This is a genomic window from Massilia orientalis (assembly GCF_030411975.2).
Lineage (GTDB): Bacteria > Pseudomonadota > Gammaproteobacteria > Burkholderiales > Burkholderiaceae_D > Telluria > Telluria orientalis.
Genome location: NZ_JASNRB020000005.1, coordinates 215388 through 232593 on the forward strand (window position 1 = coordinate 215388; position 17206 = coordinate 232593).

Here is a 17206-nt window from a genome sequence, read left to right on the forward strand (position 1 = left end):
TTCGAGAAGGTCCCGACGGCTTGCAGCGCCTGCGTGAACGCGGGTCGGTAACCGTAGTAGGTCGAACAATTATGTATGTACGAGACGAGCGTTAATAGTCCATTAATCAACAGCGTGACTAACGAAATACCATATCATTTCCGCAAGGAAATTTACTTTGGCAAGACGCCGTTGCCGTTCTGCCTGACGATCGGATCCTTCGTATGGGTCCACCCGCTCATCAGCGAGTAGCCCACCGCGAGCAGCGTGGGCCCGATGAACATGCCGACGAAGCCGAACGCGATCACGCCGCCCAGCACGCCCAGTAAGGTCAGCAGGAACGGCAGGCTGGAGCCGCGGCTGATGAGCATCGGGCGCACGACGTTGTCGACGCCGCTGATCAGGAAGAAGCCCCACACGAGCATGAAGATGGCCCATCCCGTCTCGCCCTGGGCGAACAGCCAGATGGCCGCCCCGCCCCACACGATCGGCGGCCCGACGGGAATCAAGGAAGACACGAACACGAGTACGGACAGCAGCGGCACGGCGGGCACGCCCGCGATGAAAAAGCCCAGCGCGGCGACGAGCGCCTGCGCCAGCGCCGTGCCGAGCAGGCCGTACATCACGCCGCGCACGGTCTGGCTGACGGTCTCCGCGACCGATTCCGCCTCCTCGTCCATGATGCGGTGCATGGTGGCCTTGATGACGGCCATCAGCGCCTCGCCGTCGCGGTAAAAGAAGAAGCTGACGAATGCGGCGAGGCTCATTTGCGCGACGCCCGCGCCCAGCATGATGCCGCCGGACAGCAGCGCGTGCCGCGCCGGTTCGACCATGCGCCGCGCGAGTTCCATCATGCGGTCGCGGCTGGCGACGAGCTGGCGCAGGTAGTTGTCGAGCTGGTCGCCGACGAGCGGGATGTCGCGGATCCACTTGGGCGGCAGCAGTTCGCCCTGGTTCAAAGCGGCGCGGATCTGGTCGAACGACGACGCCACGTTGTCCGCGAGGTTGTACGCGACGAGCGCCAGCGGGATGATCACGAGCAGCGTGAGACTCAGCGTCATCGTCAGCGCGGTGAGCGTGCGCCGGCCGCGCAGGCGCAGCAGCAGGCGCTGGTACAGCGGCCAGGACGAGATGACGACGGCGGCCGCGAACAGGATCGCGGCCAGGAAGGGTTGCAGGACGTAGAGGCAGCCGAGCGTCAGTAAAATGACCACGCCGGCGCGCGTGTAGTTTCTACCTGGCCGCTTGTCCATGCAATCCCGATAATCGAATCGTTAAGATTATCAGGATAATAACGCACGCAGATCGTGCACGATAGGATCGGGGCCCTGGCCGTGGCGGATGAACAGGCGCAGGCGGCCGTCGCGGTCGAACACGTAGCTGCCGGCCGTGTGGTCGATCGTGTAGCTGCCCGGGTCCGTGCCCGGCACCTTCGAATAGAACACCTTGAATTCCTTGGCCGTCTTCGCCGTCTGCTCGGGCGTGCCGCGCAGGCCGAGGAAGCGCTTGTCGAACGCGGGCACGTAGTTGGCCAGCAGTTCCTGCGTGTCGCGCTCGGGGTCGAGGGTGATGAACAGCACCTGCACCTGGTCGGCCAGCGGTCCCAGTTTCTGCATCACGGTGGCCATTTCCGCCATCGTGGTCGGGCACACGTCCGGGCATTGCGTGTAGCCGAAGAAGACGACGACGGCCTTGCCCTTGAAGTCGGCCAGCGTGCGCGGCTTGCCGGTGTGGTCGGTCAGCGTGAAGCCTTTTGCGTAATCGAGGCCGGTGACGTCCGTGTTCTGGAAGGATTCCTTCTGCTTGCCCGGCAGCTTGTCGCATGCGGCGAGGGAGACGGTCAGCGCGCAGGCGGCGACGAGGACGGACAGCAGTTTTTTCATCATCGGGTCTAGAGGTAGTGTTTCACGTAGTGGTCGACGAGCAGCGCGGCGAACAGCAGCGACAGGTAGACGATGGACCAGGCGAAGGCCTTGCGCGCGACCTGGTCGCTGTAGTGCTTGTGGACCATCCAGCCATGACGCAGGAAGATCGCGTTCAGGACGATGGCGGCCGCCAGGTACACGATGCCGCTCATGCCGACGGCGAACGGGAACAGCGTGCAGGCCGCCAGCGCGACGGAATACAGCCACACCTGCTGGCCCGTGTACTGCATGCCGTGCGTGACGGGCAGCATCGGCAGGCCGGAACGCACGTAGTCGTCGCGGCGGTACATGGCCAGGGCCCAGAAGTGCGGCGGAGTCCAGACGAAGATGATCAATACGAGCAGCCAGGCTTCCATCGGCACGGTATTCGCGACGGCGGCCCAGCCGAGGGCCGGCGGCATCGCGCCCGACAAGCCGCCGATGACGATGTTCTGCGGCGTGTTGGGTTTCAGCAGGACCGTGTAGATCAGCGCATAGCCGACGAAGGTGACGAACGTCAGCCACATCGTCAGCGGATTGACCATCGTGTACAGGATGCCCATGCCGGCACCGCCGATGATGGCGGAAAAGATCAGGACCTGCGTGGTCGACAGCTCGCCCATCGCGGTGGCGCGGCGCGCCGTGCGGGCCATGCGGGCATCGACTTCCGCCTCGATCAGGCAGTTGACGGCGAACGCGGCGCCGGCCAGCAGCCAGATGCCGATCGTGCCCCAGGCGAGCACGTGCCAGCCCGGAAAGCCGTCGGTGGCAAGGAACATGCCGATCACGGCGCAGAAGACGGCCAGCTGCGTGACGCGCGGCTTGGTCAGCGCCCAGTACTGCGCGACGCGGCTGGACGGTTTGTGGATGGCGGTTTGCGTAATCATGGGTGGCTCGCGGACGTCGCCGCCTCACGTCGTGGACTGCGCAGCGCCAGCTCGAGTTGATACTGTACCTTGTAGTTTAACATGGTCACCAGAAGGACGAGGCCAGCCGCCCCCGCGTTGTGGAGCACGGCGATCGGCAACGGGAAGTTCAGGAACACCGTCGCGATGCCCGTCGTTGCCTGGGCGATAAGCACCAGCGCCAGGTTGCGCGCCGTCCCGTGCAGGCCCGGCAGACGCCACGCACGCCACGCCGTATAGCCCAGTACGAGGACGACGACGAGCGCGAAGTTGCGGTGCACCCAGTGGATCGCCGTCAGCGCGGAAAACGGCAGGTAGTGTCCGGCCGCCGTCTTGCCCAGCTCGCGCCACAAGGTGAAGCCATGTTGCCAGTCCATCTCTGGGACAATTTGTCCATTACAAAGCGGGAAATCGTTACATGCGAGTGTCGCGTAATTGGTACTCACCCACCCGCCCAATGCCAGTTGGACAAGCAGCACGGCGCCGGACAGCCAGGCCAGCGGACGCAGCTTGCGTAGCACGGTGGGCGGGGCAGCCGGCGGCGCGGCCAGCAGGTTGTCCTCGCGTCCACCCAGCCACACGGCCAGCGCCAGCAGGGTCAGGCCGAACAGCAGGTGCAGGGTGACGATGACCGGCTGCAGTTTCAGGGTGACGGTCCACGCGCCGAACGCGCCCTGCACGCACACCCACAGGAACAGCAGGGTCGGCAGCGCCGGGCCATGCGTGGGCCGCACACCGCGTGCCCGCGCCTTGCGCCATTCCAGCCACGACGCCACCATCAACCCGATGATCAGGAAGCCGATGCCCATCGCGAGGAAGCGGTGGATCATCTCGATCCACGCCTTCACTTTCGTCACGGGTCCGGTAGGCATCAGCGCCTCGGCCGCGGCGATGTGTTCGTGCGCGAGGAACGGGTTCGCTTCGCCGTAGCAGCCCGGCCAGTCGGGGCAGCCGAGGCCGGAGTCCGTCAGGCGCGTAAAACCGCCGAAGACGATCAGGTCGAACGTGAAGAACGCGATCACCCACGCCAGCTTGCGGTATTTATGGGTGCCCGTCGCCGTCCACACGAGCGCGAGCGGCACGCTGGCCGCCAGGATGCCGGTCAGGGCCAGCAGGATGAAATTCGAGACTTCCATTGCGCTTTAGCCGACGGCCGACGCCTTCAACAGCTTGTTGATGTCCTTGTACACCTTGCGCACTTCCTGCAGCTGCGGATCCTTCGGGAAGCGCATCATCAGGTGGCCCAGCGGGTCGATCAGGTAGATGTGGTCGGCCGGTGTCGTACCCGTGTCGGCCGGCAGCCAGGACGCGACCGTCGCGCCATCCGCGCGCAGCATGTGCGTGCCGTCGTATTCGCGGATGATCAGCGTGTCCAGCGGTTCCCGGTCGGTGATGAGCCAGACGCGCTCGATGCGGTCGGCTTCCTTCCCTTGCATCAGGCGCAGCTGGCGCAGCGCGAAGAGCTGCTTCCGGCAAGAGTCGGGGCATGCGCCCGGCCCGACCATCAACATGACCCACTTGCCCTTGAACTGTTCCAGCGCCTGCGGACGGCCGTCCAGCGTGGTCGTCGCCATCGCGGGGACCGGATGGGCGCGCTGGTCGATCAGGGTGCCGTAGTTGTTGCGCTTTTCGGGCTTGATGACGTAATAGGTGAAATACGACGCGATCATCGGCGATGCGCACACGAGCAGCACCAGCCACAGCATCCAGCGGCCGCGCTTGCGAACGCTCTTCGGGTCGATTGCCGGTTCAGCCAGCTTGTTTGGTTCCACTTCGAAATCCTGTTATCACAAAAAATAGAAAGGCCATCGCCGCCAGCGCATACCACTGGAACGCGTAGCCCTTGTTGCGGTCGACGTCGACCGCGGGGGCGGGCCATGTGCGGGTGAGGTCGGAACCGTCCGCATTCGTCTGCTCCACCAGCACGGGCAGCGTGCGCAGGCTGCTCGCCTGGGCGAAGCCGGCCGGGTCGACATTCTGGACGATGGCGCCGGGCCGGGGCGGCGGCGCCTTGCCGAGTTCCATCACGCGCGCCGGATGCAGGATCGCCAGGCCTTCGATGGTCGTGCGGCCGCTTGGCGTCGCCACCTGCGGCACGCGATCGTGCACGGCCGGATCGCGCGGGACCCAGCCGCGCGCGACGAGGACGACCTCGTCGCTACCCGCTATTCTAAACGGCATCAGCAAAACGAATCCGGTACGGCCTTCGAGCGGCCGGTTGTCGAGGAACAGCGGCCAGTTGGAGACGAATTCCCCGGTCACAACGACACGGCGATATTCGACGGCGGCCGGATCGACCGGCGTCCCGTCGAGCACGAGCGGCGGCAAGGCCGTACGCTGCGTGAGCCGGGCCTGCAGCATCGTCTTCTCGGCCGCGCGGCGCACCTGCCAGTTGCCGAGCAGGATGCCGACCGCGACCAGCACGAGCGTCGCGAGGAAAGGAATGGTTCTGAAACGGAAGCGCAGTCGCATACAATGATCGTACAACCCAAACAAACTCTACCGGCCGCCCATGAAAACCGTCGTCGCCATCGCCTTCGTGCTCATCATCGGCAGCCTCGCCTCCGCCCTGTTCTTCCTGATGCGCGACAAGGGCCGCAGCAACCGCACCGTGCAGGCGCTGGCGATGCGGGTCGGGCTGTCGATCACGTTGTTCCTGTTCGTGCTGTTCGCGTACAAGATGGGGTGGATTCAGCCGAAAGGACTGCACTAACAAAAACGTCGTTCCCGCGCAGGCGGGAACCCATGCTGAAGGCCCGGAGTCGATTTGCTGGAAACAGCGCGGTGCATCCAACTGACGGGGTTCTGTTGTTCAGTATGGGTTCCCGCTTTCGCGGGAACGACGGTCTCAAGGCTACCTTAATTACAGCCAGTACACGACGACGTACAGCCCCAGCCACACGACGTCGACGAAGTGCCAGTACCACGCCGCACCTTCGAACGCGAAGTGATGTTCCGGCGTGAAGTGGCCGCGCAGTACGCGGTACAGCACGACCGACAGCATGATCGCACCCATCGTCACGTGAAAGCCGTGGAAGCCCGTGAGCATGAAGAAGGTCGAGCCGTAGATGCCCGAGGTCAGCTTCAGGTTCAGTTCGCTGTACGCGTGGTGGTATTCATACGCCTGGAAGCCCATGAAGATGGCGCCCAGCAGGATCGTCGCGAACAGGAACAGCGCGGTGCGGGCGCGGTGGCCGGCGCGCAGGGCGTGGTGGGCGATGGTCAGGGTCACGCCCGAGGTCAGCAGCAGTGCCGTGTTGATGGTCGGGATCGGGAACGGGCCCATGGTGCTGAACTGCTCCACGGTGCCGGCCGGGCCGATGTTGCCCCAGTGACCCGAATAGTCCGGCCAGATGACCTTGTGGTCGAGGTCGGACAGCCACGGCATCGAGATCGCTCGTGCGTAGAACAGCGCGCCGAAGAAGGCGCCGAAGAACATCACCTCGGAAAAGATGAACCAGCTCATCGACCAGCGGTAGGACAGGTCGACACGCTCGCCGTACTTGCCGGATTCCGACTCGCCGATGGCGTCGCCGAACCAGTTATAGAGCACGATCAGCATGGCGACGATGCCGGCGGTGCACACGCCCGGTCCCCAGGCGGTGCCGTTGACCCAGCCGGAAGCGCCGGCCATCGTGACCAGCATCGAGATGCCGGCTGCCATCGGCCAGCGCGATGGGCCGGGGATGAAATAGTACGGCGCGGAATGGGGCGAACTCATATATATCTCCTCAATCAAGCATTGTTTCGAATGTCGGGTACTTCCCCGCCTTCGTATTGCTGTGTGTTTTAACTTTTTGCCACGACCATGCGCACGACGAACACCAGGATGCCGATGAACAGCGCCACCCCGATCAGCCCGCCCACGATCACGTGGATCGGGTTCAGGTTGGCCGCGTCGTGCTCGTAGTCGCGGCGCTTGCGCACGCCGAAGAACGACCAGAACACGGCCTTCATCGTGGCGCCGAACGACGCGGTTTTTACAGGTTCACGTTGGTCGTCGTTGGCCATTATTTTTGCGCCGTCACGGCGCCACCGATTTCAAAGAACGTGTACGACAGCGTGATGTTCTTCACTTCGCGCGGCAGCTTCGGGTCGATGAAGAACACGACCGGCATCTGGCGCGCCTCGTGCGGTTTCAGCACCTGCTCCTTGAAGCAGAAGCACTCGACCTTTTTAAAATGCGGCGCCGCGGACTGCGGCGCGTAGCTCGGAATGGCCTGCGCCTTCACCGTACGGCCCTGCGTATTCACGACTTCGTAGACGACGGTCGCCATTTCGCCCGGGTGCACGTCGATGCTGCGCTGCGTCGGGCGGAAGCGCCACGGGCCCTGGGCGTTGCCGTCCAGTTCCACCGTGATCGTGCGCGCCAGGTCGACCTGGGTGTTGGCGGGCCGCGCCACCGTGCCGTCCTTCTGCGTGAGCACGTTGATGCCGAGCGCCTCGCACACCTGGCGGTAAATCGGCACCAGCGCATAGCCGAAGCCGAACATGATGCCGGCCACGACGATCAGCTTGATCAGCGTGGTGCGATTCAGCCGCAGGCGGCCACTGTCCTCGTGGCGGCCTGCATTCGTTTCCGCTTGCATGACAGCCTCAGTTCAGCCACAGGCGCTTGACGAACAGCACGACGAAGAAGAACAGCGCGAGCCCGGCCAGCCACAGGGCCGTGCGCCGGTTGTTCTTCCTGATCTGCTGCGAACGATCATCGTTCATCGCGATCTCACTTCACCAGCGGCGGCGTTTCGAAGGTGTGGAACGGCGCCGGGCTCGGCACGGTCCACTCCAGGCCCTCGGCGCCTTCCCACGGCTTCGCTTCGGCCGGCTTGCCGCCACGGATGGTCGGCAGCACGACGAAGAACAGGAAGTACACCTGCGACAGGCCGAAGCCGAACGCGCCGATCGAGACGATCTGGTTGAAGTCCGTGAACTGCACGGCATAGTCGGCGTAACGGCGCGGCATGCCGGCCAGGCCCAGGAAGTGCATCGGGAAGAACGTCAGGTTAAACCAGAACAGCGAGTTCCAGAAGTGAATCTTGCCGCGCAGTTCCGGATACATGTGGCCGGTCCACTTCGGTGCCCAGTAGTAGAAGCCGGCGAACAGGGCGAACAGCGAGCCGGCGACCAGCACGTAGTGGAAGTGGGCGACGACGTAATACGTGTCCTGCACCTGGATGTCGATCGGGGTCACGGCCAGGATCAGGCCCGTGAAGCCGCCCATCGTGAACACGAAGATGAAGCCGACGGCAAACAGCATCGGGGTCTCGAACGTCATCGAGCCCTTCCACATCGTCGCGACCCAGTTGAACACTTTCACGCCGGTCGGCACCGCGATCAGCATGGTGGCGTACATGAAGAACAGCTGGCTCGTCACCGGCATGCCGGTGGTGAACATGTGGTGGGCCCACACGATGAACGACAGGATCGCGATGGAAGCCGTCGCGTACACCATCGATGCGTAGCCGAACAGCGGCTTGCGGGCGAAGGCCGGGATGATCTGCGAGACGATGCCGAAGGCCGGCAGGATCATGATGTAGACCTCGGGGTGGCCGAAGAACCAGAAAATGTGCTGGTACATGACCGGGTCGCCGCCGCCGGCCGCGTTGAAGAACGAGGTGCCGAAGTGACGGTCGGTCAGGGTCATCGTGATGGCGCCGGCCAGGACCGGCATCACGGCGATCAGCAGGTAGGCGGTGATCAGCCAGGTCCAGCAGAACATCGGCATCTTCATCAGCGTCAGGCCCGGTGCGCGCATGTTCAGGATCGTGACGATGATGTTGATGGAACCCATGATCGACGACGCGCCCATGATGTGCAGGGCGAAGATCGCCATGTCCATGCCCGGGCCCATCTGCGTCGACAACGGCGCGTACAGCGTCCAGCCGGCGGCGGTGGCGCCGCCCGGGACGAAGAACGACGTCGCGAGCAGGATCGCGGCCGGCGGCAGCAGCCAGAACGAGAAGTTGTTCATGCGCGCGAACGCCATGTCGGATGCGCCGATCTGCAGCGGGATCATCCAGTTGGCGAAGCCGACGAACGCCGGCATGATCGCACCGAACACCATCACGATGCCGTGCATGGTGGTCAGCTGGTTGAAGAATTCGGGGCGGAAGAACTGCAGGCCGGGCTGGAACAGCTCGGTGCGGATCATCAGCGCCAGCACGCCGCCCGAGAGCAGCATGATGAACGCGAACCACATGTACAGCGTACCGATGTCCTTGTGGTTGGTGGCAAAGAGCCAGCGGCGCGCGCCGACCGGGTGGTCGTGCGCGTGGTCGTGGCCATGCTCATTTGTTCCGGTATGAGTGTGATCGATAGTAGGGGAAGTCATGTCAGTATCCTAGTCGTGCGGGACAGCAAGGCCGTGGTGCGGTGACGCGGTGACGGCCCGGTCCCTGTAATCCAAACGCTTGTTGCTTGTCTTGTCTTATTTGCCGCGGGCAGCCAGGACTTCGGAAGGCTGGACGATGTTCTCGTCGGCCTTGTTGGTCCAGTTATTGCGGGTATAAGTGATGACGGAAGCGATCTCGGAATCCGACAGCTGCTTCCACGCCGGCATCGCCGACGGATACTTACCGCTGTGCTTGCCATTCAGCAGCACGGCGATCTGTTCGGCCTTGGGACCGAGTACGACCGGCGAACCGACCAGCGCGGCAAATGCGCTCGGCACGCCCTGGCCGTTGGCCTGGTGGCAGGCCACGCAATTGGCGGCGTAGACTTTCTCGCCCTTCGTCTTGAGTTCGTCGATGGTCCAGACCTTGTTCGGGTCGTCGGCCAGCGCGGCCATGCGGGTCTTCTCGCCGTTCACCCATGCAGTGTAGTCTTCAGCGGAGACGACTTTCACGACGATCGGCATGAACGCGTGTTCCTTGCCGCACAGCTCGACGCAGTTGCCGCGGTACGTGCCGATCTGCTCGGCCTTGAACCACGTGTCGCGCACGAAGCCGGGGATGGCGTCCTGCTTGACGGCGAAGGCGGGAATCGTCCACGAGTGGATCACGTCGTTGGCGGTCAGCACGAGGCGGACCTTCTTGCCGACCGGGACGACGACGGGATTGTCGACCTCGAGCAGGTAGTTCTCGGTGCGCTTCTCGGTCGGTGCGATGCCCGGCTCGCCCACCTGCGTGCGCGGCGTGGCCAGGTTCGACAGGAACGAGATGCCTTCGCCCTCGCCCTTCAGGTAGTCATAGCCCCATTTCCATTGCATGCCGGTGACCTTGATGGTCAGGTCCGGGTTGGAAGTGTCCTTCATCTGCACGACGGCGTGCGTGGCCGGCAGGGCCATGCCGATGACGATCAGGAACGGTATGACGGTCCAGGCGATCTCGACCGTGGTGGATTCGTGGAAGGTGGCCGGTTTGTGGCCGAGGGACTTGCGGTGCTTGAACACCGAATAGAACATGACGCCGAACACGCCGATGAAGATGACCAGGCAGACCACCATCATCCAGTTATGCAGGCTGTAGATATAGGCCGCAATGCCCGTCACGGGCGCCTGCATGTTGAGCTGATGTTCCACTGGACGACCGGTAATGACGGGCTCGGTAGCCGCCATCGCCGGGATGCTGGCCGCTACTGCGAGACCGAGCATCAACGCTTTGAATCGTTTTGCATATGTCATGTTGTCCCCAACCACCTTTAGAAGAGAAATTTCTAGAACGGAAGCGGCCCTCCTCTGGCTCGCCATGGAGGAACCACGGAAGACAACTTCCGTTCTGAAATCCTTTTTAAACTAAACGCAACCACTTCCCGTCGCGCCGGCGGGCGCTTCGGGACTCGACACCGTCCAGCCGGGAACCGTCTGGAACCCTCGTTGAACGATGCCTTCAAACCTTGCTTGCGGGGGATACCCGATACGCTGCCTTGTATCCCCGGGTGATGCTCCAACCCTCGACTTCACGCCTTTATGCTTAATTTTTTAGCGCTTTTTTGATCCAGTCGAAAAAAGTGTGTTTGATTATACTGAAAGCGGTAATTTTTATTCAAGGAAAATTACCGCGATCGTATACAGGATGCATGGGTCTTACCGCGGCTTGGGCGGCTGGAAGCGGACGATCGCCTCGCCCGCGGCCGTCGTCTTCGGTGCCGGCCGGAAAGCGTGGCCGTAGATGACCTCGAACGTCAGGCCCAGCTTGCCGTCCGCACGGCGGCCCGCTTCCAGCGCGTCGCGCATGCGCTGCCACGCCGCCCGGCCGACGAGGCCGCGGCGGCGCGTTGCCAGCGGGTTGCCGCCGAACGCGCGCACGTCGGCCAGCAGCTTGTCGGCCGAGTCGTACGTCACCGTGATCTGTTCCATGTCCATGACGGGCGTCGTGAACCCCGCTTCCACGAGCTGGTCGCCGAAGTCGTGCATGTCGACGAACGGCAGCGTGTGCGGGGTCTCGTCCATCGCCGCGAACGCGGCACGCAGTTCGCGGAACGTGTCCGGACCGAAATTCGAAAACATCAGCAAGCCATCCACGCGCAGCACGCGACGCCACTCGGCGAACACGCGGTCGGGCTGAGGATGCCAGTGCAATGCCAGGTTCGACCAGACCAGGTCGAGCGAGTTCGGGCCGAACGGCAGGTTGCCGAAGTCCGCGCAAACGAGATCGATGCCGGCTTTGGCGGGGAGCAAACGGCTCAACAGGGACCGGGGCGCCGACGTGGCGGCTCCGGCGGCCGCCAGCATGGCCGGCACGGCGTCCAGGCCGAGCACCTGCGCGGCCGGGTAGCGCTTCTGCAGCTCGGCGATGTCGACACCGGTGCCGCAGCCGGCGTCGAGCACCTGGCGCGGCGCGGTCTTGACGAGCGTCAGGCGGTCGAACATGCGGCTGGCGATCTCGCGCCGCAGGAAATCGGATGGCGCGACCCGGGCGGGGTCGGCGAACAGCTGGCGCACGCGGACCGGATCGATCGGGGCGCTCATCCTGGAGGGGGCTTGGGGTGAAACCATGATGGGGCTGCGGTGAATGGGATAATGGCGGGAGTGTACATGATGGGTGGAACTTACGATGACGGCCCGTTATTTGTCCCTGCGGCATTGGCTGCGCGTGCTGGTGCCGTCGATGTGCGCCCTGTGCGGGGGCGGGTGCGATGATGTCGTGTGCGCGGCGTGCCGGGAGGCATATGCGGGGGCGCGGCGGATGCGGTGCGGCCAATGCGCAAACCCGCTAGCCGAGATACCGTCGCTCCCGCGCAGGCGGGAGCCCAAGTTGGAGTTGCCGGGAACGCAAGCAAACTTGGATCCCCGCCTGCGCGGGGACGACGTCAGTGGCATTTGCGGCACCTGCCTGCGCGACCCACCCGCCTTCGACGCGACGGTCGCCGCCGTCGATTACGCGATTCCCCTCGACCAGCTCGTGCTTCAATTAAAATTCGGCGCCCGCCTCGCGCTCGCGCCGTGGTGCGCGCGCCAGATCCGCGATGCCGTGCTGGCCCGGCCCGGCCTGCCGCTGCCCGATCTGCTGTGCCCCGTCCCGCTGGGTCCGGGCCGGCTCGTCGAACGCGGCTTCAACCAGGCGCTGGAAATCGCGCGGCCCCTGGCGGCGGCGCTCGGGGTAGCATGTCATCCGGCGCTGGCGCTGCGCACGCTCGACACGCCGGCGCAGTCGGGCGTGGCCCCGAGCGTGCGGGCGCAAAACGTGCGCGGCGCGTTCGCCGTGGAGGCCCCGGACCTCGTGGAAGGCCGCCACGTCGGCCTCGTCGACGACGTCATGACGAGCGGCCACACGCTGGGCGAACTGGCCGCCACTTTTAAACGGTTCGGCGCGGTGCGCGTGACGAATTTTGTGTTCGCGCGCACGCCGCCCCACCCGTAACCCAAGGAGATTGATTTTGTTTCACGTCGTACTGGTCGAACCCGAAATCCCGCCCAACACGGGCAACATCATCCGCCTGTGCGCGAACACGGGGGCGCAACTGCACCTGGTCGAGCCGCTCGGCTTCCCGCTGGACGATGCCAAGATGCGCCGCGCCGGTCTCGACTACCACGATTACGCCACGATGAAGGTCCACAAGAACTGGGACGCCTTCCTGGCCGACACGCAGCCGGACCCCACCCGGATGTTCGCCATGACGACGCACGGCTCGTCGCCGTTCGCGGATGCCGCGTTCCGCCCAGGCGACGTGTTCGTATTCGGCGCCGAGTCGCGCGGCCTGGATCCGGCCTTGCGCGAATCGTTCCCGCCGGCCCAACGCATCCGCCTGCCGATGATGCCGGGCAACCGCAGCCTGAACCTGTCGAATACGGTGGCCGTCGTCGTCTACGAGGCGTGGCGCCAGAACGGGTACGCGGGCGGGGGCTGAGGCGGCTGACCCGTCTTTACCCCACACTCTCCCACACGCGTGATTTATGGTGTTCCCGAGGTTAAGGCGGAAGAGATAAGGCTTGCACCGTAGGACGTTCTGTGGCCGTGAAAGGCAACCGGAACCCCGCCGATCAACACGGACGGGTCACCCTCGATGATCACGCATATTGAATGCCCGGGGATGGGACAGACACATGCGTCACCTTGCCGTGCAACGGCAAGGCCATTGACCGAAGAGGTGGCGGAAGCGATGACAACCTTGCCACCGTGGCTCGTCAGATCGCCCAATCGAATCACGCCTTTCATGGACGTTCTCCTGTGCCGTTTCGTAGGTCTTGGTCGTAGATACCTTTACATCTGATTCTCGTCCCATTGCCAGAATGTAACGCCGTAATCCGTGCCGAAAGCTGGCATGATTTCACCGTCCTTGAAGTAACGACGCGATCCTGCTTTCGCTGGCCACTTCATCTGCGCGATAGATTGTGCAGCTGGTCGCAACAACCCAGCGCATCCGCCTGCAGATGATGCCCATCAGTGACACATCTGCTGCATCATTTGCAGATGCCGTTCGCGCGATTCCCTAGACATGTCCGGCATCGCCTGCTCCATGATCGCCTGGCGTGCTTCTGGCGTGCGCGCACTCATCATTTGCTGATGCAGCCGGCACATATCGTCTTGGCCGTGCATGCCCATGTGCTCCACCCCCGCGCCGCGGCGAGGCGGCGGCTGTTCCGGCGCGTGCGCCTGCCACGACTGGCAAGCGGTCAATAGCGTTGCTACGAGCACGAGCCTGGATTTCATGAGTATCTCCTGTCGGAATACTCATCGTTCGACCAGGCCGCGGACCGGCAGTTCCCGATCAGCCGAACTGCCGGATCTTCGCAACGAGCTTCGTCGTCGAGCGGTCGTGCGCGAAATCGATCGCGACGGCCTTGCCGCCATAGGCAATCACTTCCTTCCCTTCCGGGATGGCGCTCATGACGTAGTCGCCGCCCTTGGCATAGATGTCGGGGCGGGCTTCCTGGACGACTTCCAGCGCGGTGTCCTCGTCGAATTCCACGACGAGGCTGACGGATTCCAGCGCGGCCAGCACGGCCATGCGGTCGGCCAGCGTGTTCAGCGGGCGGTCGTCGCCCTTGCCCAGGCGTTTCACGGACGCGTCCGTGTTGACGGCGACGACGAGCGACGCGCCCAGTTCGCGGGCCTGGGCAAGATACGTCACGTGGCCGCGGTGCAGGATGTCGAACACGCCGTTCGTCAGCACGACGGGTTTCGGCAGGTCGGCGATGCGTTGCGGCAAGGTGGCGCGGGTGCAGAGTTTTTGTTCGAAGGTAGCCATGGCGTGCATTTTAACTTGCGGCCGGCGGTTCCTCTTCCGGCTCGTCGATCAGCATCGACAGCTCGGCCGGCTTCGTGGCGCCGCCGCCCTCGCCCGGCGCTTTTCTCTCGCCCGACAGCTTGATCTGCAGGCGCAGGCCGTTCGCGGAATCGGCGTTGCGGATCGCTTCGTCGTAACTGATGTAGCCCTTGTTGTAGAGCTCGAACAACGCCTGGTCGAACGTGCACATGCCCAGCTCGCGCGACTTGTGCATGATCTCCTTGATGCTCTGGAAGCTGCCTTTCAGGATCATCTCGCCGATCGTCGGCGTGTTCAGCAGGATCTCGATGGCCGCCTTGCGCCCCTTGCCGTCTTCCGTGCGGACGAGGCGCTGCGAAACGATGGCACGCAGGTTCGACGACAAGTCCATCAGCAATTGATTCCTCCGCTCTTCCGGGAAGAAGTTGATGATGCGGTCCATCGTCTGGTTCGCATTGTTCGCGTGCAGCGTGCCGAGGCACAAATGACCTGTTTCGGCGAACGCAATCGCGTGTTCCATCGTTTCCGTGTCGCGGATCTCACCGATCAGGATCACGTCCGGCGCCTGGCGCAACGTGTTCTTCAGCGCGTTGTGCCACGACAGCGTGTCGACGCCCACCTCGCGGTGCGTGATCAGGCAGCTCTTGTTCTTGTGAACGTATTCGACGGGATCCTCGACCGTGATGATGTGGCCGGCCGAGTTGCTGTTGCGGTAATCGATCATCGCCGCCAGCGTCGTCGACTTGCCGGAACCCGTGCCGCCGACGACGAGGACGAGGCCCCGCTTCGTCATCACGACATCTTTCAAGACCTCGGGCAGGTCGAGTTTTTCGAAGTTCGGGATTTCCGATGCAATGGTCCGCACGACCATGCCTACGCTCTGCTGCTGCACGAACACGTTCACGCGGAACCGGCATACGCCGGGCAGGGAAATCGCGAAGTTGCACTCCATCTCGGCTTCGAACTCGGTCCGCTGCCGCTCGTTCATGAGGGAGAGGGACAGCGCGCGCGTGATTTCGCCCGTCAGGCGCTGCTGGCTCAGGGGTTTCATCGCGCCCTGGTGCTTCATGCTGGGCGGGAAGTCCGCCGAGATGAACAGGTCGGAGCCGCCCTGCTGGTGCATGACCGTGAGCAGCTTGTGCATATAGGCCTGGGCTTCCGCCGGGCCGAAGGTCGAGGACATGGATGTGTTCCTATTAACGCAAGGCAACATCGCCTGCCCGGCCATTATATCCATGGCTTTACCGGTAAAATAGTGACAGACTGCTTAAAAGGCAGGCAAACGTGTCTTCGAGAACACGGCCGTTCAATACACTCCGATCCCATGACACTGACCGAACTGAAATACATCGTCGCCGTCGCACGCGCCCGCCATTTCGGACATGCGGCCGAAGCCTGCTTCGTCGCCCAGCCCACGCTGTCCGTCGCCATCAAGAAACTCGAGGACGAACTCGGCGTCACGCTGTTCGAACGGGGCGGCTCGGAAGTGTCCGTGACGCCGCTGGGCGCGCAGATCGTCGCCCAGGCCGAGCGCGTGCTCGAGCAGACGGCCGCCATCAAGGAATTGGCCAAGCAGAACAAGGACCCGCTGTCCGGCCCGTTGCGCCTCGGTGTGATCTACACCATCGGCCCGTACCTGCTGCCGCCGCTCGTGAAAAATCTGATCGCGAACGTGCCGCAAATGCCGCTCGTGCTGCAGGAGAATTTCACGGTGAAACTGCTCGACCTGCTGCGCCAGGGCGAGCTGGACGCCGCGATCATGGCCCTGCCGCTGCCGGAACACGGCATGGCCGTGCAGGCGCTGTACGACGAACCGTTCGTCGTCGCGATGCCGAAGAACCACCCGTGGTCGACGCGCACCGAGATCGCGGCCGAGGACCTCAAGAGCGAGACGATGCTGCTGCTGGGCGCCGGCCACTGCTTCCGCGACCAGGTGCTCGAAGTCTGCCCGGAGATGGCGCGCTTCTCTTCGTCGCCGGGCAACGGCATGCAGCGCACCTTCGAGGGCTCGTCGCTGGAGACGATCCGGCACATGGTCGCGAGCGGCATCGGCCTGACCGTGCTGCCGCGCGCCTCCGTGCCGGACATGAAGGATCCGAACGGCATGCTGACCTTCGTCCGGTTCCAGGATCCGGTCCCGTCGCGCCGCGTCGTGATCGTATGGCGCAAGAGTTTTACGCGCCGCGCCGCCATCGATGCCGTCGTCAAGGCCGTGGCCGACTGCGGGCTGCCCGGCGTCGAGATGGTCACGCTCCAGGCCGCGGCCTGACGCGCGCGGGCAGGACCGGCGCGGCCGCAGTGGGTGCCGCGTCCGCATCGTCCGTCCGGATGCCGATACCGCCGCAAGGTCCCGCCTGCTTTCCGGACAGCGCGCCGACCAGTTCCGTGCCCCGCTGCGGCACCGACACCAGCGGCGCGCATCGCACCGCGTCCCACGTGCTGCCTTCCTGTTTGAATTCGACGGCGCGCACGGCATAGACGCGGCCGCCCTGCTCCAGCGCGACCAGCGCCGTGCCGCCGTTCACGACCCCGAGCACGAAGCGGCGCCGCGGCATGCTGTCGTCGCTGGCGTCGGTCTCGCTGAAATCGCCGCCCCGGTCGGCGATACCCGCGAGTCCGAGTCCCACGCCCAGCAGCGCCTGGATGCCGGCAGGGAGCTCGCGCAGCGACCGCGCCTCCGTCCACGCGCCCTGCTCCTGCCCGCCGGCCTGCGCGAGCAGGCAGCTTCCAAGTCCGATTCCGGCCACCACCATGGTTACGAACCGCATATGC

The 17206-nt window shown here is 64.2% G+C and carries 22 protein-coding genes; 4 read left to right on the forward strand and 18 right to left on the reverse strand.

The genetic code is table 11. From position 1 onward, the window contains the following. Positions 1-152: 152 nt before the first annotated feature. Genes QPK29_RS09470 through QPK29_RS09495 form a run of 6 tightly spaced genes read right to left on the reverse strand, consistent with a single transcriptional unit; the run spans position 153 to position 5260 of the window. On the reverse strand, positions 153-1232 hold the full coding sequence (locus QPK29_RS09470) for an AI-2E family transporter (RefSeq protein ID WP_371768731.1): 1080 nt from the start codon (positions 1230-1232) through the stop codon (positions 153-155). 30 nt (positions 1233-1262) lie between these two features. Next, positions 1263-1862: an SCO family protein gene (locus QPK29_RS09475; protein ID WP_160409759.1), complete on the reverse strand. Its 600-nt coding sequence runs from the start codon at positions 1860-1862 to the stop codon at positions 1263-1265. Positions 1863-1870: 8 nt separating this feature from the next. Next, a complete protein-coding gene (cyoE, locus tag QPK29_RS09480; RefSeq protein WP_371768732.1) occupies positions 1871-2770 on the reverse strand; it encodes a heme o synthase in 900 nt (299 codons plus the stop codon). Further along, positions 2767-3924: a COX15/CtaA family protein gene (locus tag QPK29_RS09485; protein WP_056122631.1), complete on the reverse strand. Its 1158-nt coding sequence runs from the start codon at positions 3922-3924 to the stop codon at positions 2767-2769. Before QPK29_RS09485 ends, cyoE begins: the two co-directional genes overlap by 4 nt. Before the next feature lie 6 nt (positions 3925-3930). Continuing rightward, entirely contained in the window at positions 3931-4560 is a 630-nt protein-coding gene (locus tag QPK29_RS09490; RefSeq protein WP_056122628.1) for an SCO family protein, read from the reverse strand. Next, positions 4538-5260, reverse strand: a complete 723-nt coding sequence (locus QPK29_RS09495) for an SURF1 family protein (protein WP_371768733.1) — start codon at positions 5258-5260, stop codon at positions 4538-4540. Before QPK29_RS09495 ends, QPK29_RS09490 begins: the two co-directional genes overlap by 23 nt. Before the next feature lie 40 nt (positions 5261-5300). Here QPK29_RS09495 and QPK29_RS09500 point away from each other — a divergent pair, with 40 nt between their 5' ends. Then, a complete protein-coding gene (locus QPK29_RS09500) occupies positions 5301-5501 on the forward strand; it encodes a twin transmembrane helix small protein (protein ID WP_056122623.1) in 201 nt (66 codons plus the stop codon). 150 nt (positions 5502-5651) lie between these two features. Here QPK29_RS09500 and QPK29_RS09505 read toward each other — a convergent pair whose 3' ends face one another. The 7 genes from QPK29_RS09505 to QPK29_RS09535 form a co-directional block, all read right to left on the reverse strand. After that, positions 5652-6509 carry a cytochrome c oxidase subunit 3 gene (locus QPK29_RS09505; protein ID WP_056122619.1) on the reverse strand — a complete coding sequence of 286 codons (858 nt, stop codon included), beginning with the start codon at positions 6507-6509 and terminating at the stop codon, positions 5652-5654. 68 nt (positions 6510-6577) lie between these two features. Further along, on the reverse strand, positions 6578-6799 hold the full coding sequence (locus tag QPK29_RS09510) for a DUF2970 domain-containing protein (RefSeq protein WP_056122616.1): 222 nt from the start codon (positions 6797-6799) through the stop codon (positions 6578-6580). Then, entirely contained in the window at positions 6799-7377 is a 579-nt protein-coding gene (locus QPK29_RS09515; protein ID WP_160409655.1) for a cytochrome c oxidase assembly protein, read from the reverse strand. Before QPK29_RS09515 ends, QPK29_RS09510 begins: the two co-directional genes overlap by 1 nt. Positions 7378-7384: 7 nt before the next feature. After that, on the reverse strand, positions 7385-7504 hold the full coding sequence (locus tag QPK29_RS09520; RefSeq protein ID WP_229411904.1) for a cytochrome oxidase small assembly protein: 120 nt from the start codon (positions 7502-7504) through the stop codon (positions 7385-7387). Positions 7505-7511: 7 nt separating this feature from the next. Further along, a complete protein-coding gene (gene ctaD, locus QPK29_RS09525; protein WP_371768734.1) occupies positions 7512-9119 on the reverse strand; it encodes a cytochrome c oxidase subunit I in 1608 nt (535 codons plus the stop codon). A gap of 96 nt (positions 9120-9215) precedes the next feature. Continuing rightward, positions 9216-10409, reverse strand: coding sequence for a cytochrome c oxidase subunit II (gene coxB / locus QPK29_RS09530; protein ID WP_056122610.1), 1194 nt, complete (start codon positions 10407-10409; stop codon positions 9216-9218). Between the two features lie 402 nt (positions 10410-10811). Then, positions 10812-11696 (reverse strand): methyltransferase domain-containing protein, encoded by an 885-nt coding sequence (locus QPK29_RS09535; protein ID WP_056122607.1) that lies wholly within the window; start codon positions 11694-11696, stop codon positions 10812-10814. Positions 11697-12009: 313 nt separating this feature from the next. Here QPK29_RS09535 and QPK29_RS09540 point away from each other — a divergent pair, with 313 nt between their 5' ends. Both QPK29_RS09540 and trmL read left to right on the forward strand, forming a co-directional pair. Then, positions 12010-12588, forward strand: coding sequence for a ComF family protein (locus QPK29_RS09540; protein WP_307166707.1), 579 nt, complete (start codon positions 12010-12012; stop codon positions 12586-12588). Between the two features lie 16 nt (positions 12589-12604). Continuing rightward, positions 12605-13075 (forward strand): tRNA (uridine(34)/cytosine(34)/5-carboxymethylaminomethyluridine(34)-2'-O)-methyltransferase TrmL, encoded by a 471-nt coding sequence (gene trmL, locus QPK29_RS09545; RefSeq protein WP_056122601.1) that lies wholly within the window; start codon positions 12605-12607, stop codon positions 13073-13075. A 44-nt stretch (positions 13076-13119) separates the two neighbouring features. Here the strand turns inward: trmL and QPK29_RS09550 are convergent, their stop codons facing one another. The 4 genes from QPK29_RS09550 to QPK29_RS09565 all read right to left on the reverse strand — a co-directional run bounded on the left by QPK29_RS09550 (position 13120) and on the right by QPK29_RS09565 (position 15617). After that, entirely contained in the window at positions 13120-13383 is a 264-nt protein-coding gene (locus tag QPK29_RS09550; RefSeq protein ID WP_371768735.1) for a PAAR domain-containing protein, read from the reverse strand. Positions 13384-13608: 225 nt separating this feature from the next. Continuing rightward, positions 13609-13878, reverse strand: coding sequence for a hypothetical protein (locus QPK29_RS09555; protein WP_371768736.1), 270 nt, complete (start codon positions 13876-13878; stop codon positions 13609-13611). A gap of 58 nt (positions 13879-13936) precedes the next feature. Further along, complete coding sequence (gene rfaE2, locus QPK29_RS09560; protein WP_056123581.1) at positions 13937-14416, reverse strand: D-glycero-beta-D-manno-heptose 1-phosphate adenylyltransferase; 480 nt, start codon at positions 14414-14416, stop codon at positions 13937-13939. A gap of 10 nt (positions 14417-14426) precedes the next feature. Then, positions 14427-15617, reverse strand: a complete 1191-nt coding sequence (locus QPK29_RS09565) for a PilT/PilU family type 4a pilus ATPase (protein WP_371768737.1) — start codon at positions 15615-15617, stop codon at positions 14427-14429. A gap of 141 nt (positions 15618-15758) precedes the next feature. Between QPK29_RS09565 and QPK29_RS09570 the strand changes: the two genes are divergently transcribed. Continuing rightward, the gene (locus QPK29_RS09570) at positions 15759-16703 is read left to right on the forward strand and encodes a hydrogen peroxide-inducible genes activator (RefSeq protein ID WP_056122596.1); all 945 of its coding nucleotides are present in this window, start codon (positions 15759-15761) and stop codon (positions 16701-16703) included. On the opposite strand, the gene QPK29_RS09575 is transcribed toward QPK29_RS09570, so the two are convergent. Then, positions 16681-17202, reverse strand: a complete 522-nt coding sequence (locus QPK29_RS09575) for a hypothetical protein (protein ID WP_156403650.1) — start codon at positions 17200-17202, stop codon at positions 16681-16683. The genes QPK29_RS09570 and QPK29_RS09575 overlap by 23 nt on opposite strands. Between the last annotated feature and the right edge of the window lie 4 nt (positions 17203-17206).

Coding starts and splice junctions, on each gene's coding strand:
- QPK29_RS09470 (WP_371768731.1), bottom strand. CDS start 1,232: ATGGACAAGCGGCCAGGTAGAAACTACACGCGCGCCGGCGTGGTCATT.
- QPK29_RS09475 (WP_160409759.1), bottom strand. CDS start 1,862: ATGAAAAAACTGCTGTCCGTCCTCGTCGCCGCCTGCGCGCTGACCGTC.
- cyoE (WP_371768732.1), bottom strand. CDS start 2,770: ATGATTACGCAAACCGCCATCCACAAACCGTCCAGCCGCGTCGCGCAG.
- QPK29_RS09485 (WP_056122631.1), bottom strand. CDS start 3,924: ATGGAAGTCTCGAATTTCATCCTGCTGGCCCTGACCGGCATCCTGGCG.
- QPK29_RS09495 (WP_371768733.1), bottom strand. CDS start 5,260: ATGCGACTGCGCTTCCGTTTCAGAACCATTCCTTTCCTCGCGACGCTC.
- QPK29_RS09500 (WP_056122623.1), top strand. CDS start 5,301: ATGAAAACCGTCGTCGCCATCGCCTTCGTGCTCATCATCGGCAGCCTC.
- QPK29_RS09505 (WP_056122619.1), bottom strand. CDS start 6,509: ATGAGTTCGCCCCATTCCGCGCCGTACTATTTCATCCCCGGCCCATCG.
- QPK29_RS09510 (WP_056122616.1), bottom strand. CDS start 6,799: ATGGCCAACGACGACCAACGTGAACCTGTAAAAACCGCGTCGTTCGGC.
- QPK29_RS09515 (WP_160409655.1), bottom strand. CDS start 7,377: ATGCAAGCGGAAACGAATGCAGGCCGCCACGAGGACAGTGGCCGCCTG.
- QPK29_RS09520 (WP_229411904.1), bottom strand. CDS start 7,504: ATGAACGATGATCGTTCGCAGCAGATCAGGAAGAACAACCGGCGCACG.
- ctaD (WP_371768734.1), bottom strand. CDS start 9,119: ATGACTTCCCCTACTATCGATCACACTCATACCGGAACAAATGAGCAT.
- coxB (WP_056122610.1), bottom strand. CDS start 10,409: ATGACATATGCAAAACGATTCAAAGCGTTGATGCTCGGTCTCGCAGTA.
- QPK29_RS09535 (WP_056122607.1), bottom strand. CDS start 11,696: ATGAGCGCCCCGATCGATCCGGTCCGCGTGCGCCAGCTGTTCGCCGAC.
- QPK29_RS09550 (WP_371768735.1), bottom strand. CDS start 13,383: ATGAAAGGCGTGATTCGATTGGGCGATCTGACGAGCCACGGTGGCAAG.
- QPK29_RS09555 (WP_371768736.1), bottom strand. CDS start 13,878: ATGAAATCCAGGCTCGTGCTCGTAGCAACGCTATTGACCGCTTGCCAG.
- rfaE2 (WP_056123581.1), bottom strand. CDS start 14,416: ATGGCTACCTTCGAACAAAAACTCTGCACCCGCGCCACCTTGCCGCAA.
- QPK29_RS09565 (WP_371768737.1), bottom strand. CDS start 15,617: ATGTCCTCGACCTTCGGCCCGGCGGAAGCCCAGGCCTATATGCACAAG.
- QPK29_RS09570 (WP_056122596.1), top strand. CDS start 15,759: ATGACACTGACCGAACTGAAATACATCGTCGCCGTCGCACGCGCCCGC.
- QPK29_RS09575 (WP_156403650.1), bottom strand. CDS start 17,202: ATGCGGTTCGTAACCATGGTGGTGGCCGGAATCGGACTTGGAAGCTGC.